At 55.0% G+C, this 13,800-nt stretch carries 13 protein-coding genes; 5 read left to right on the top strand and 8 right to left on the bottom strand.

The features are described 5' to 3' along the window. The first annotated feature begins 1 nt into the window (after position 1). Together gspE and hofC are read left to right on the top strand one after the other, a co-directional pair. Positions 2 to 1,384 (top strand): type II secretion system protein GspE, encoded by a 1,383-nt coding sequence (gene gspE, locus HMPREF3143_RS09835; protein WP_070532921.1) that lies wholly within the window; start codon positions 2 to 4, stop codon positions 1,382 to 1,384. Further along, positions 1,374 to 2,558 (top strand): protein transport protein HofC, encoded by a 1,185-nt coding sequence (gene hofC / locus HMPREF3143_RS09830; RefSeq protein ID WP_070532918.1) that lies wholly within the window; start codon positions 1,374 to 1,376, stop codon positions 2,556 to 2,558. The genes gspE and hofC overlap by 11 nt, the downstream gene beginning before the upstream one ends. Positions 2,559 to 2,599: 41 nt before the next feature. Here hofC and HMPREF3143_RS09825 read toward each other — a convergent pair whose 3' ends face one another. Further along, positions 2,600 to 3,643, bottom strand: a complete 1,044-nt coding sequence (locus tag HMPREF3143_RS09825) for a GMP reductase (RefSeq protein ID WP_023293282.1) — start codon at positions 3,641 to 3,643, stop codon at positions 2,600 to 2,602. 228 nt (positions 3,644 to 3,871) lie between these two features. On the opposite strand from HMPREF3143_RS09825, the gene coaE reads away from it, so the two are divergent. From coaE to yacG, 3 genes are read left to right on the top strand one after another with little or no spacing between them, the layout of a single operon-like run. Continuing rightward, the gene (gene coaE / locus HMPREF3143_RS09820) at positions 3,872 to 4,492 is read left to right on the top strand and encodes a dephospho-CoA kinase (protein WP_008501971.1); all 621 of its coding nucleotides are present in this window, start codon (positions 3,872 to 3,874) and stop codon (positions 4,490 to 4,492) included. Beyond that, a complete protein-coding gene (gene zapD, locus HMPREF3143_RS09815; RefSeq protein ID WP_008501972.1) occupies positions 4,492 to 5,235 on the top strand; it encodes a cell division protein ZapD in 744 nt (247 codons plus the stop codon). The genes coaE and zapD overlap by 1 nt, the downstream gene beginning before the upstream one ends. Before the next feature lie 9 nt (positions 5,236 to 5,244). Continuing rightward, entirely contained in the window at positions 5,245 to 5,439 is a 195-nt protein-coding gene (gene yacG / locus HMPREF3143_RS09810; protein ID WP_023615920.1) for a DNA gyrase inhibitor YacG, read from the top strand. Between the two features lie 25 nt (positions 5,440 to 5,464). Here the strand turns inward: yacG and mutT are convergent, their stop codons facing one another. The 7 genes from mutT to ftsQ all read right to left on the bottom strand — a co-directional run bounded on the left by mutT (position 5,465) and on the right by ftsQ (position 13,799). Continuing rightward, a complete protein-coding gene (gene mutT / locus HMPREF3143_RS09805) occupies positions 5,465 to 5,866 on the bottom strand; it encodes an 8-oxo-dGTP diphosphatase MutT (RefSeq protein ID WP_070532915.1) in 402 nt (133 codons plus the stop codon). Between the two features lie 57 nt (positions 5,867 to 5,923). Continuing rightward, positions 5,924 to 8,629, bottom strand: a complete 2,706-nt coding sequence (secA, locus tag HMPREF3143_RS09800; RefSeq protein WP_021240521.1) for a preprotein translocase subunit SecA — start codon at positions 8,627 to 8,629, stop codon at positions 5,924 to 5,926. 58 nt (positions 8,630 to 8,687) lie between these two features. Then, positions 8,688 to 9,191, bottom strand: a complete 504-nt coding sequence (gene secM / locus HMPREF3143_RS09795; RefSeq protein ID WP_072205873.1) for a secA translation cis-regulator SecM — start codon at positions 9,189 to 9,191, stop codon at positions 8,688 to 8,690. Positions 9,192 to 9,469: 278 nt separating this feature from the next. Further along, positions 9,470 to 10,387, bottom strand: a complete 918-nt coding sequence (lpxC, locus tag HMPREF3143_RS09790) for a UDP-3-O-acyl-N-acetylglucosamine deacetylase (RefSeq protein WP_008501977.1) — start codon at positions 10,385 to 10,387, stop codon at positions 9,470 to 9,472. 101 nt (positions 10,388 to 10,488) lie between these two features. Next, positions 10,489 to 11,640 (bottom strand): cell division protein FtsZ, encoded by a 1,152-nt coding sequence (gene ftsZ, locus HMPREF3143_RS09785; RefSeq protein WP_070532912.1) that lies wholly within the window; start codon positions 11,638 to 11,640, stop codon positions 10,489 to 10,491. A gap of 63 nt (positions 11,641 to 11,703) precedes the next feature. Beyond that, on the bottom strand, positions 11,704 to 12,960 hold the full coding sequence (gene ftsA, locus HMPREF3143_RS09780; RefSeq protein ID WP_006173845.1) for a cell division protein FtsA: 1,257 nt from the start codon (positions 12,958 to 12,960) through the stop codon (positions 11,704 to 11,706). Continuing rightward, on the bottom strand, positions 12,957 to 13,799 hold the full coding sequence (gene ftsQ, locus HMPREF3143_RS09775; protein WP_008501979.1) for a cell division protein FtsQ: 843 nt from the start codon (positions 13,797 to 13,799) through the stop codon (positions 12,957 to 12,959). The genes ftsA and ftsQ overlap by 4 nt, the downstream gene beginning before the upstream one ends. Between the last annotated feature and the right edge of the window lies 1 nt (position 13,800).

Below are 13,800 nucleotides of genomic sequence, written 5' to 3'. Positions count from 1 at the left end.
AATGAATACCGATCAACTCGTGGCGCTTTGTCTTCGCCATCACGCACTGCTGCTATCCAGCGACAGTGAGAGGATCAACATTGCCGTCGTGGGAAAGCCCGCGACCGAACTCATGGAGGCGCTGCGTTTCGCGATCCAGAAACGGATTGATATTGAGTGCTGGAGCGCGGAGCGCATGGAAAAACACCGGCAGCTAACGTCACAATCGCATCTGCCCGGCGTTTCGCAAACACACTCCACGGTAGATGTCCTTAACCACACGCTGCAGCAGGCAATTAACCAGCGCGCCTCTGATATTCATATCGAACCGATGGAGCACGCGTGCCAGATTCGTTTACGTATCGACGGCGTGCTTTGTCCGCAGCCTCCGCTTGCCGCTGAACTGGCTAACCTGTTAAGCGCACGTTTAAAAGTGCTGGGTAACCTGGATATTGCAGAACGCCGGCTGCCTCAGGACGGCCAGTTTACGATTGAACTGGCCAATGAGCCGGTCTCGTTTCGGATCGCGACGCTTCCCTGCAGCGGCGGCGAAAAAATTGTGCTGCGCCTCCTGCATCAGGTTCCGCAGGCCCTTGAGCCGAAAGCGCTTGGCATGAATGCTGAACAGTTGGCCTGTTTTAATGCGGTTCTCCACCAGCCGCAGGGGCTGATTCTGGTCACCGGCCCTACCGGCAGCGGCAAAACCGTGACGCTGTACAGCGCGCTGCAGTCGCGTAACACCCCTGACGTCAACATCTGCAGCGTGGAAGATCCTATTGAGATCCCCCTTGCCGGATTAAACCAGACGCAGATTAATCCCCGGGCGGGTTTAACCTTCCATAACGTGCTGCGCGCACTGCTACGTCAGGATCCCGACATCATTATGGTCGGCGAAATCCGTGACGGAGAAACGGCCGGGATTGCCATTAATGCTGCCCAGACCGGGCATCTGGTGCTGTCGACTCTGCACACCAACTCGACGACGGAAACGCTGATTCGCCTGGAGCAGATGGGCGTCGCGCGCTGGATGATTTCTTCCGCGCTGACGATGGTGATTGCCCAGCGACTGGTCCGGCGTTTGTGCCCACATTGTCGCCGGGAAACCCGCGATCAGGCTCAACTACCTCGCTCAGTATGGCCCAGGCCGCTTCCACGCTGGCAGCCCACCGGCTGCGATCGCTGTTATCACGGCTTTTATGGCCGCGTGGCCATTTTTGAAGTACTCGCCATCGACAATGCCCTGCAGCAGGCCATTGCCAGCGGGGCGGGAACTGACGTCATAGAGGCGAGCGCCCGGCAGGCGGGGATGGTTTCTCTTTTTGAACACGGCTGCAGGGCCGTCGAACAAGGGCTAACCACGATTGAAGAGTTGTTGCGCGTCCTGGGAATGCCCAATGGCGGCTAATCAGCTCTGGCGCTGGCGTGCGCTCACCAAAGATGGAGAACCCCGAAGCGGGACACTCTGGGCCACAGACCGCAATGCGGTCTTCACCCGGCTGATGCGTAACGACCTCCATCCTCTGACGCTGACCCGATGCACGCAGCGACACCGCTGGCGTCCACACCACTGCGGCGAGATGTTTCATCAGCTCGCCTCGCTGCTGCAGGCTGGGCTGACGCTGTCCCACAGCCTGCAAATGCTGGCAGAGCAACATCCGTTAAAACCGTGGCAGGCGCTGCTGCAAAGCATTGCCGATGAGCTCAGTGAAGGATGCCCGTTTTCTGAGTCGCTAAAAAAGTGGCCAGCCGTTTTTAGCCCGCTGCATGTCTCGATGGTGAAAACCGGAGAGCTGACGGGGAAGCTGGAGGTGTGCTGTCGTCAGCTCGCGCAGCAACAAAAAGCGCAGCAGCAGCTCAGTGCAAAAGTGAAAAAGGCGCTGCGCTACCCGGCGATCGTCCTGACGCTGGCTGTGCTCGTCGTGCTGGCGATGGTCACTCTGGTCCTGCCCGAGTTTGCCGCGATCTACAAAACGTTTAATACCCCGCTTCCCGTGCTGACACAGATGGTTATGGGGATGGCCGCCTTTATGCAGTCATATGCCCTTGCGTTGTTCGTCCTGCTATTAGCCCCTTTAGCCGTCGCCTGGGCTCTGCGGCAGAATCCTCGCTGGCAGTGCATCCTGCTGCGTACGCCCGTGATGGGCGCACTGGCAAAAGGTCAAAAGCTGGGACACGTCTTTACCGTGCTGTCACTCACGCAACAGGCGGGTATCCCCTTTTTACAGGGCCTGGAGAGTGCCGAGGAGACCGTTGAAAGTCAGTACTGGCAGGGAATGCTGCGCGGCGTGCGGGAGGACATTGAAAAAGGCCTTCCCGTCTGGTCATCCTTTCAAAGAGCGGCAATCTTTACCCCGCTCTGTGTTCAGCTTTTACGAACCGGTGAAATGTCAGGTGCGCTGGACATCATGCTGGCAAATCTTGCCCGTCATCACACGGAACAGACCTTTCAACGTGCAGAGAATCTGGCGGCGCTTCTGGAGCCAGTGCTTCTGATAGTGACGGGGGTCATTATCGGTACGCTGGTGGTGGCAATGTACCTGCCGATATTCCACCTGGGAGATGCGATGAGCGCGGGATAGTACAACAGGGCTGGCGCACGGGCATGCGCCAGCGATAGCCATTACAGGCTGTTGAATACGCGGTTTTCTTGTTCCTGAACGCGAATAAACGTCGTACGCTTTGTCAGCTCTTTCAGGCGGGAGGCGCCAACGTAGGTGCAGGCAGAGCGCAGGCCGCCGAGGATATCGCGTGCGGTGTTTTCAACCGGGCCGCGCAGAGGCAGCTTGACGGTTTTACCTTCTGCCGCACGGTATTTTGCCACGCCGCCGACGTGACGGGTCATCGCAGACTCAGAGCTCATGCCGTAGAACAGCATAAATTTCTCGCCGTTCTCTTCAACGACGGTACCGCCGCTCTCTTCATGGCCTGCCAGCATACCGCCGAGCATCACGAAGTCCGCGCCGCCGCCGAAGGCCTTTGCGACATCACCCGGCATGGTGCAACCACCGTCGCTGATGATCTGGCCGCCCAGCCCGTGCGCCGCATCGGCACATTCAATGACGGCAGAGAGCTGCGGATAACCGACGCCGGTTTTGACGCGCGTGGTGCATACGGAGCCCGGACCGATGCCCACTTTCACGATATCGGCACCGGAGAGGATCAGCTCTTCACACATTTCACCGGTAACCACGTTGCCCGCGATGATGGTTTTCGTCGGCCAGGCCTCACGCGCCTTGCTGACGAACTGTACGAAGTGCTCGGAGTAACCGTTCGCCACATCAATACAAACGAAGTTCAGCGCCGGGTTAGCCTTCAGGATCTGTTTGGTCTTCTCGAAATCCGCATCGGAGGTACCGGTGGAGACCATCACGTGCTTCACCACATCAGCAGAGGCGGACGCCACAAACGCATCCCACTCTTCAGGGCTGTAATGTTTGTGTACGGCGGTGAGGATGTCGAACTGTGCCAGCGCGGTTGCCATCTCAAAGGTTCCCACAGTATCCATGTTGGCAGCGATGATCGGCACGCCAGACCAGGTCTGACCGGAATGCTTAAAGGTGAATTGACGTTCGAGTTCAACGTCTGAGCGACTTTTCAGTGTAGAGCGTTTAGGGCGGATAAGAACGTCTTTGAAACCTAACTTCAGATCTTCTTCGATACGCATGTGCGGATTCCTGGGGTTAGAGGCAAATATGTTAAAAGCACAACTCCAGTGACGCTATCATACGCACTAATACCTGCTCCGCAAGACTGCGAAATTCTCTTTTTTTACGCTACAATCCTATAAATTTACCTGGTAAAAAGCCGGTAAACAGGGCTAAACAGTTGCTGGCGCACCTGAGAGTTTTAATCAACTGATTTTAATAATGAATAATTCCCAGGATTTGATTTAATGGGGTATATCGTTGCATTAACCGGTGGCATCGGTAGTGGCAAAAGTACCGTTGCAGACGCGTTTTCTCGTTTGGGTATCACGATTATCGATGCCGATATTATTGCCCGCCAGGTGGTAGAGCCCAATACACCCGCGCTTAAGGCCATCGCAGAACATTTTGGCCAGGCAATCATCAATGCCGATGGCACGCTAAATCGCCGTCAGCTTCGCGAATGCATTTTTTCCGATTCAGCGGAAAAAGCCTGGCTTAATGCCCTGCTCCATCCCATTATCCACCAGGAAACACAGCGTCAGATAGCCGAAGCCCGCTCGCCCTATGTCTTGTGGGTGGTTCCGCTGCTGGTGGAAAATCAGCTGCATCAGAAAGCCGATCGGGTACTGGTGATTGATGTCGCACCCGAGACGCAAATCCAGAGAACCATGATGCGAGACCACGTCTCGCGCGAGCATGCTGAACATATTCTCGCCGCTCAGGCCACGCGCGCTCAGCGCCTTGCCGTGGCGGATGATGTTATTGATAATAACGGCGCACCAGATGCTATTGCATCGGATGTTGCCCGTCTGCACGCGCAGTATCTGACGTTAGCCGGGCAGGCCGTTGCACAGGAAAAACCATAATGTCGACTCACATCCTTTTTGAGCATCCGCTCAACGAAAAAATGCGTACCTGGCTGCGCATCGAATTCCTCATTCAGCAGCTTTCACAACATCTGCCGGTTAACGATCACGCTACGGCGTTGCACTTCTTCCGCAATGTAGGCGATCTGCTGGATGTGATTGAACGCGGCGATGTCCGCACAGAATTGCTTAAAGAGCTGGAGCGCCAGCAGCGTAAATTGCAGGCATGGGCTGAGGTTCCGGGGGTGGACGTAAGCCGTATCGATTCCCTTCGTCAGCAGCTTAAAACCAGCAGCAGCATCCTGATGGCCGCACCGCGCGTCGGGCAGTTTTTGCGTGAGGACCGCCTGATTGGCCTGGTGCGCCAGCGCCTGAGCATCCCTGGCGGTTGCTGCAGCTTCGACCTGCCGACGCTGCATATGTGGCTCCATATGCCACAAGCGCAGCGTGACGCGCAGGTGAACAGCTGGCTGGCAAGCCTGGAGCCGATGCACCAGACGCTGTCGCTGATCCTCGATCTGATACGTAACTCAGCGCCGTTCCGCAAGCAAACCAGCCTGAACGGTTTCTACCAGGACAACGGTGATGATGCCGATCTTCTGCGCCTGAATTTATCGCTTGGCGAACAGCTTTATCCGCAAATTTCCGGGCATAAGAGCCGCTTTGCGATTCGCTTTATGCCGCTGGACAGCGAAAATGGCACCGTGCCGGAACGGCTCGATTTTGAACTGGCCTGTTGTTAAGGAGTGCCGATGTCTGATGTCACCACCGTAAACTGCCCGACCTGTGGCAAAACCGTTGTCTGGGGCGAAGTGAGTCCGTTCCGCCCATTCTGCTGCAAACGCTGCCAGCTTATTGACCTGGGCGAATGGGCGGCGGAAGAGAAACGCATTCCGAGTAAAGGCGATCTTTCGGACAGCGATGACTGGAGTGAAAACCAGCAGTAATCTGTAAAGCCTGCTGGCGCGTCGCTTAGCAGGCCTTCGGTTGTTCGACTAACCGCAGGATCACAGGTTCATTAGCTGGCGGGAATTTTTCGGCATCACTTGCCTGAAGCTCCACCCAGTTACCCGGCTGCCCCTCTTTCCCCCAGGGTTCACCTTCCCAGTTTTCCACCAGCCAGAACCACAGCGTGATGTGTCTGTCCGGGAACTGGTACTCAAGCTTATCAAACAGCGTTGCGCCAAGCGGGGTGATCCCAAGTTCTTCCTGAAGCTCGCGAACCAGCGCCGCTTCCGGGGTTTCACCGGCCTCAATTTTTCCGCCAGGAAACTCCCATTTGTTCGCCATATGGGCGTCGGCAGCACGCTGGGTGATAAAGATTTGGTTTTGCGGGTTGCGAATAATCCCGACGGCAATTTGCAGTATTTTCATATTGTCACTTCCATAAAAAAGGCGCAGATTTCTGCGCCTTTTTGTTTTTTTATGAACTTAGCTCAGACGGCCGTGGCACGCCTTGTACTTTTTACCAGAACCGCAAGGGCATGGATCGTTACGACCCACTTTACGATCGCCGGTTTGCGCGGCGATCGCCGCTGCGGCTTCGCTGTCGTCGGTCTGATGGCTCAGCTGTTGCATTTGTGCCAGACGCTCGGCTTCTTCACGACGCTGCTGTTCCATCGCTTCCACCTCTTCCGGCATACGCACCTGAACCTTGCTCAGGGTGCTGATGACTTCATACTTCAGCGACTCAAGCATAGAGGCAAACATGGAGAAGGACTCACGCTTGTATTCCTGCTTCGGATCTTTCTGCGCATAGCCACGCAGGTGGATACCCTGACGCAGGTAGTCCATCGCCGCCAGGTGCTCTTTCCACAGGGAGTCCAGCGTCTGAAGCATCACGCCTTTTTCGAAGTGACGCATCATCTCAGCGCCAACGACCTCTTCCTTGCGCTTGTAGACGTCCAGCGCGGTTTCGTAGATACGCTCGCGCAGGGTCTCTTCGTGCAGCTCAGGCTCTTTATCCAGCCACTCTTTGATAGGCAGGTCGAGGTCGAAGTCGTTTTTCAGGCGTTCCTGCAGGCCTTCAATGTCCCACATCTCTTCCAGAGACTGCGGCGGAATATGCGCATCAATCGTGGCTTTAAACACATCTTCGCGGATGCTGTTGATGGTTTCGCTCACGTCGGACACGTCCAGCAGTTCGTTACGCTGGGTGTAGATCGCACGGCGCTGATCGTTAGCCACGTCATCGTATTCCAGCAGCTGCTTACGAATATCGAAGTTGCGGCTTTCCACTTTACGCTGTGCGTTCGCGATCGCTTTGGTGACCCACGGATGCTCAATAGCTTCGCCCGGCTTCATGCCCAGCTTGCGCATCATGCCGGACACGCGGTCGGAGGCGAAAATACGCATCAGCGCATCTTCCATCGACAGGTAGAAGCGGGAAGAACCGGCATCACCCTGACGGCCCGCACGGCCACGCAGCTGGTTATCGATACGACGCGATTCGTGACGCTCGGTACCAATGATATGCAGACCGCCGGATGCCAGCACCGCGTCGTGACGCACCTGCCAGTCGGCCTTAATCTGAGCAATCTGTTCAGGCGTTGGGTTTTCCAGCTCAGCCACCTCGGCCTGCCAGCTTCCGCCCAGCATAATATCGGTACCACGACCCGCCATGTTGGTGGCGATGGTTACCGCAGCCGGATAACCTGCCTGCGCAACAATATCTGCTTCTTTGGCGTGGAACTTGGCGTTCAGTACGTTGTGCTTGATGCCCGCTTTCGTCAGCTCGTGAGAAACCACTTCGGATTTTTCAATGGAGATGGTCCCCACCAGAACCGGCTGGCCTTTAGCAGTACGCTCGCGAATGTCTTCGATGATCGCCTGAATTTTTTCCGCTTCGGTCATGTACACCAGGTCCGGCATATCCTTACGGATCATCGGACGGTTGGTTGGAACGACCACGGTATCCAGCTTGTAGATAGAGCTGAATTCAAACGCTTCGGTATCGGCTGTACCGGTCATGCCCGCCAGCTTCTCGTACAGACGGAAGTAGTTCTGGAAGGTGATAGACGCCAGCGTCTGGTTTTCGTTTTGAATATCCACGCCTTCTTTGGCTTCTACAGCCTGGTGCAGACCGTCAGACCAGCGACGTCCCTGCATGGTTCGACCGGTGTGCTCATCGACAATGATCACTTCGCCGTCTTTTACGATGTAGTCGACGTCGCGGGTGAACAGCGCGTGGGCACGCAGCGCGGCGGTCACATGGTGCATCAGCATGATGTTGCTTGGGGAGTACAAAGACTCGCCCTCTTCCATAATGCCTTCAGCCACCAGCAGCTCTTCGATTTTCACCAGACCACGCTCGGTCAGGTTCACCTGGCGCGCTTTTTCATCCACGGAGAAGTGACCTTCACCCTGGAAGGTATCCGAGTCTTCTTTCTCCTGGCGCAGCAGGTGTGGAATGATTTTGTCGACCTTACGGTACATCTCGGAGCTGTCTTCAGCCGGGCCGGAGATGATAAGCGGAGTACGCGCTTCATCGATCAGGATGGAGTCCACCTCATCCACCAGCGCGTAGTGCAGCTTACGCTGGACGCGCTCTTCAGGGCTGAACGCCATGTTGTCACGCAGGTAGTCGAAGCCGTATTCGTTGTTGGTACCGTAGGTAATGTCCGCGTTATACGCTTCACGCTTGGCTGGTGCAGGCAGGCCAGACATGTTGATGCCGACGGTCATGCCGAGGAATTCGAACAGTGGACGGTTGTTTTCGGCGTCACGCTGCGCCAGATAGTCGTTGACGGTAACGACGTGAACGCCTTTACCGGTCAACGCATTCAGGTAAGCCGGCAGCGTTGCGGTCAGGGTTTTACCTTCACCGGTACGCATTTCCGCGATGCAGCGTTCGTTAAGCACCATCCCGCCCAGCAGCTGAACGTCGAAGTGACGCATGCCGAACACGCGCTTACTTGCTTCACGCACGACAGCAAATGCTTCCGGGATCAGGCTTTCTAAGGTTTCACCTTTTTCCAGACGCGCACGGAATTCCGCCGTTTTCGCTTTCAGCTCATCATCAGAGAGCTTCTCCATCGCCGGTTCCATACCGTTGATGACGGCAACAGCTTTGCGCATACGGCGCAGGGTACGATCGTTACGACTACCAAAAACTTTAGTTAATAATTTGATTAGCATAATAAATTCTCAAACGCCCCATCATGGGCAGATAAATTAAGGTATTAAAAAAGTTAATTTAGCTGAGGCGTTGAGGCCCGGCGCGAATGCCGTGAACCTGGCTAATCCAGGTTGAAACAGAGAATGAAACAGGAGGAACGAGCGCGCGATGCGCCGTCTGGCGAACCATGACCGGCGGCTGGCTGTCCTGCGTGAGCAGCGCGTTGAGCGTGTCCAGCAGGGCAAGATGCTGCGCCTGCACCGGCAGCGCCTCTTCCGCAACAGGCATTGCCTGCGGCGCCATCGCGAAGGAGAGATGGCGGATAACCGTGCGGATAGCGTGCTGGTGCCAGTAATCAACGGAGAAATTCGGGCGGCGACTGGCTTCAAGCCAGGCGAGATTTGTAAAGTTAACCCGCGTATTGAGATCGTGTTTGCTGGTAGAAGTCTTCGTCGGCGTCGCCGCTTCGGCACTGTTGCTGAGCGCAGGCAAGCCGAAACTCGCCGCGACCATCCCTAATAAGAGATGCGGCCAGAAGTAACGTCTGCCAAATTGTCGCCAGCGCGTCAGTATTCCGCTCACTTGCTCCACCACATAAGCCAGCCTGCTACAGGCTATTTTCAGTTATTTTTTTAAGCGCCCAGATATTACCACTAAAGCCAATGCACATCAGCAGGAATGAGGCGCCGCCGCGGGGAAAAACGGTCAAGAATGCAGCTAACGCACACACTTTCTGCGCAAGACAGACTAGAAATAACGCAGGGGCAAACAAAGAAGGGTAAAAATAAAAACGACTGGTCTTCCTGGCCGGAGAGAGTACCAGGTTAACCAGTCGATTTTTTACGAAACGGCGTGAACCGTTACGCCAGAACCATGCTTGGCGCTTTGAAAGCCAACGGCAGTTCTGCTTCGTCTTCGAAGGTCACATATTCCCAGGCTTCCTGTTTTGCCAGGACGGCCTGCAACAGTTTGTTGTTCAGCGCATGACCGGATTTGAACGCGGTAAATGCACCAATGATGTTGTGACCACACATGAACAGGTCGCCGATAGCGTCCAGCATTTTGTGACGAACGAATTCATCTTCGAAACGCAGGCCGTCTTCGTTCAGTACGCGATAATCGTCAACAACGATGGCACAATCGAAGCTGCCGCCCAGGCACAGGCCGCGGGACTGCAGATATTCGATATCACGCATGAAGCCAAACGTACGGGCTCGGCTGATCTGGCGCATAAACGCATCAGCAGAGAAGTTCATCGCATAGCGCTGGGTGCTGGAATCAATCGCCGGATGGTTAAAGTCGATGGTAAAGTCCAGCGAGAAACCATTGTACGGTTTGAATTCAGCCCACTTGTCGCCATCTTCGACGCGAACGGTCTCTTTGATGCGAACAAATTTCTTCGCGCAGTTCAGTTCTTCGATGCCAGCATCCAGCAGCAGATAGACGAACGGTGCAGCACTGCCATCCATAATCGGGATTTCTGGCGCATCGACTTCAACAATAATGTTGTCGATACCCAGCCCCGCCAGGGCGGCGTTCAGGTGCTCTACGGTAGAAATCCGCACGTCATGCTCGTTCACCAGACAAGTACAGAGCATAGTATCACGCACAGATTTGGCATCGGCCGGAAAATCTACCGGTGGATTCAAGTCGGTGCGACGATAGATGACCCCGGTATTGGCCGGCGCAGGGCGTAACGTCAGCGTGACTTTCTTGCCGGTATGTAAACCGACACCCGTCGCCTGAACGATACGTTTAAGTGTCCTTTGTTTGATCATCGTATAATCTCGCCAAATTAACTATCCAACCGAGAGTGTATATCACTAACGGTGGGCCAGTTTAGCACAAAGAGCGCAAATCCCCTAATTCCAGCCAATTCTTAATCAGCTTGCTTACGCAGGAACGCCGGGATATCCAGATAATCTGGCTCTTTCGCCGTTTGCGGCGTTGGGTCGTTCACCACTTTCGCGGCCGGTTTCTGCTCCTGAGTCAGCGGAGACATACCGGGCTGCTGGTAACGATCCATTACCGGTTGCTGATTCTGCTTGTTAGTTACCAAGGTGATCTCAGGACGCTTGTCCATACCGATACCGGTTGCAACAACGGTAACACGCAGCTCGTCGTTCATTTCAGGATCAAGTGAAGTACCGATTACCACGGTAGCGTTGTCAGAGGCGAACGCACGGATGGTGTTACCCACGGTTTCGAACTCATCCAGACGCAGGTCAAAGCCAGCGGTAATGTTGACCAGCACGCCGCGCGCACCAGACAGGTCGATATCTTCCAGCAGTGGAGAAGAGATAGCCATTTCAGCCGCTTCTTCTGCACGGTCTTCGCCGCTCGCCACGCCAGAGCCCATCATCGCGTAGCCCATTTCGGACATCACGGTGCGAACGTCTGCAAAGTCAACGTTCATCAGGCCAGGACGGGTAATCAGTTCAGCGATACCCTGAACCGCGCCTTTCAGCACGTCGTTTGCTGCGCCGAAGGCGTCAAGCAGGGAGATACCGCGACCCAGAACCTTCAACAGTTTGTCGTTCGGGATGGTGATCAGCGAGTCCACATGTTTGGACAGCTCGGTGATACCCTGCTCCGCGAAGGCCATACGCTTCTTGCCTTCAAAATTGAAAGGCTTGGTCACGACAGCAACGGTCAGAATACCTAAATCTTTAGCAACTTCAGCCACAACAGGTGCTGCGCCGGTACCGGTACCGCCACCCATACCTGCTGCGATGAAGACCATGTCCGCACCTTCCAGTGCAGCGCGCAGGGCTTCACGATCTTCTTCAGCCGCATTGCGACCCACTTCCGGGTTAGCCCCAGCTCCCAGCCCTTTGGTGATGCCACCGCCGATCTGGATAGTCTGGCCTACCGCCGTCTTACGCAGTGCCTGCGCATCGGTGTTAACCGCGAAGAATTCAACACCTTCAATGCGTTCACGCACCATATGCTCTACGGCGTTACCGCCGCCGCCACCGACGCCGATGACTTTAATCACCGCGTCGTTGGTCAGTTCCATAGGTTCAAACATAATTTCTCTCTCCGTTGTGCCTGTCGCCCGAGACCGCTAATTCTCTCCGGTCTCTTAAAAAAATTAAAACTCTTTTCGCAACCAGTTGTTCAGTCGTTTGACCCACGACCCCACTGAGACGCGTTTTTCCACTTCCGCTTCACCACTGAGATGAGATTCCTTCCCGTAGTGGAGCAGGCCCACAGCCGTTGAATAATACGGCTCCTGAGCATAATCCGTTAAACCGGTAATATTCAGCGGCGCCCCAATACGTACCTGCGTATGGAAGACGCGCTGCGCACAGGCCGCAAGACCTTCAATTTGCGCTGCACCGCCGGTTAATACAATCCCCGCCGCAAGATGATGTTTAACACCCTGCTGACGAAGCTGTTCCTGTAACTGTAAAATTTCTTCGTTGACCAGGTTGAGCAGCTCGGTATAGCGCGGCTCAATCACCTCAGCCAACGTCTGGCGCTGCAGGCTGCGCGGTGGACGACCACCGACGCTAGGCACTTCAACGCTCTCATCTTTGCCAACGATAGAACCCAGCGCACAGCCGTGGCGCACTTTAATCGCTTCTGCATCGCTCGGTGGCGTACCAAAAGCGTAAGCAATATCGCTGGTCACGACGTTCCCTGCGTACGGGATCACTTTGGTGTGGCGCAGCGCACCGCCGGTATACACGGCCATGTCCATTGTACCACCACCAATATCGACCACACAGACACCCAGTTCACGTTCATCTTCGGTCAGTACGGAATAACTTGCCGCCAGACCGGCGAAAATAAGTTGGTCAACTTTCAGGCCACAACGTTCAACGGCTTTTACAATGTTCTTCGCCATATCGTTGTGACATGTGATCAGGTGCACTTTTGCCTGCATACGAACGCCTGACAGACCAACCGGGTTTTTGATCCCTTCCTGGTAGTCAATCGCATATTCCTGCGGGATCACGTGCAATACGCGATGCTCATCGCGAACACGCACGGACTTCGCCGTATGCACAACGTTTTCAACGTCTTCCTGCGTCACTTCCTCTTCGGAAATCGGCACCATACCGATTTCGTTCTGGCAGCTAATGTGCTTACCAGAAAGGGCAAGATAGACAGAAGAAATCTGGCAATCTGCCATCAATTCAGCCTGATCGATGGCGCGCTGGACGCATTTCACCACCGATTCAAGATCGTTTACCCCACCTTTATCCATACCACGTGACGGGCAACTGCCCACGCCAATGATATTGACCATACCGTCGGGCAGAACTTCCCCTACTAAAGCGGCAACCTTCGCGGTGCCAATCTCCAGTCCAACTACCAGTTTTCTGTCCGTCGCCTTGATCATTGTTGTTCTGCCTGTACCTGTGCCTGATTCTGTTGCTGATTAGGTTCCTCGACCGGAGCCGGTACCCAACCGACTGCTGCGCCTGAGTCATAGCGCAAATCAACGTAGCTTATCCGTTTGCCGTCAGTCTGTGCCTGCTGCTGTAAAACCGGGTAAAGTTCGACAAAACGCGCCAGACGCTTCATGGTGTCCCCGCGTCCCAGGTTGAGCTTAATGCCGTTCGTTAACGTAAGCTGCCAGGAGCGGCGCGCCGTCATTGCAGCATCTTTTAACGTAAACCTGTCCTTCGCCAGCACCTGGCCCATTTCACGAAAACCCTGTAACACCTCGTTTTCGCTGCCTTCAGGGCCATACAACATCGGTAAATTCTGCTTGTTGACACGATCGGTCGGGACGCTGAAGGAATTTCCGTCGACGTCAACCATGTGCTGATCATTCCAACGCGCAATGGGCACATATTCAACCAGATGAATCTTCAATTCATCAGGCCATTGCTTTCTTACGCTCGCCTGTTTTATCCATGGCAGACGTTCAATCTGGCTTTGGATAATATTGACGTCCTGCGTCATAAAGGTGCCAGGCGAGCCCAGCGCCAGTATTGACTGGCGAATATCGTCGTTACGCGTGTAGTGACGCTCACCGGTGACCACCAGCTTAGAAAGCGGCAACCGCTGCGCATCTTCCATCCAGCCCAGGACCATCCAGCCGCTGATAAACACGGTGCACAGCACCCCGAGCAGGAAAATGATGCCTGCAAGACGCGTTCCATTACTGCGGCGTGAAGAGGTGTATTCTTCCTCGTCATCGCGGTTGCGCGTGTTCAATGCAGCCTGAGACATA

The organism is Enterobacter sp. HMSC16D10 (assembly GCF_001807145.1).
Classification (GTDB): domain Bacteria; phylum Pseudomonadota; class Gammaproteobacteria; order Enterobacterales; family Enterobacteriaceae; genus Enterobacter; species Enterobacter roggenkampii.
This window is presented reverse-complemented; position numbering and strand designations above follow the sequence as displayed.

What these genes read in the sequence shown, in the direction of transcription:
- gspE (WP_070532921.1), top strand. Translation starts at nt 2, where the DNA reads ATGAATACCGATCAACTCGTGGCGCTTTGTCTTCGCCATCACGCACTG.
- hofC (WP_070532918.1), top strand. Translation starts at nt 1,374, where the DNA reads ATGGCGGCTAATCAGCTCTGGCGCTGGCGTGCGCTCACCAAAGATGGA.
- HMPREF3143_RS09825 (WP_023293282.1), bottom strand. Translation starts at nt 3,643, where the DNA reads ATGCGTATCGAAGAAGATCTGAAGTTAGGTTTCAAAGACGTTCTTATC.
- coaE (WP_008501971.1), top strand. Translation starts at nt 3,872, where the DNA reads ATGGGGTATATCGTTGCATTAACCGGTGGCATCGGTAGTGGCAAAAGT.
- zapD (WP_008501972.1), top strand. Translation starts at nt 4,492, where the DNA reads ATGTCGACTCACATCCTTTTTGAGCATCCGCTCAACGAAAAAATGCGT.
- yacG (WP_023615920.1), top strand. Translation starts at nt 5,245, where the DNA reads ATGTCTGATGTCACCACCGTAAACTGCCCGACCTGTGGCAAAACCGTT.
- mutT (WP_070532915.1), bottom strand. Translation starts at nt 5,866, where the DNA reads ATGAAAATACTGCAAATTGCCGTCGGGATTATTCGCAACCCGCAAAAC.
- secA (WP_021240521.1), bottom strand. Translation starts at nt 8,629, where the DNA reads ATGCTAATCAAATTATTAACTAAAGTTTTTGGTAGTCGTAACGATCGT.
- lpxC (WP_008501977.1), bottom strand. Translation starts at nt 10,387, where the DNA reads ATGATCAAACAAAGGACACTTAAACGTATCGTTCAGGCGACGGGTGTC.
- ftsZ (WP_070532912.1), bottom strand. Translation starts at nt 11,640, where the DNA reads ATGTTTGAACCTATGGAACTGACCAACGACGCGGTGATTAAAGTCATC.
- ftsA (WP_006173845.1), bottom strand. Translation starts at nt 12,960, where the DNA reads ATGATCAAGGCGACGGACAGAAAACTGGTAGTTGGACTGGAGATTGGC.
- ftsQ (WP_008501979.1), bottom strand. Translation starts at nt 13,799, where the DNA reads ATGTCTCAGGCTGCATTGAACACGCGCAACCGCGATGACGAGGAAGAA.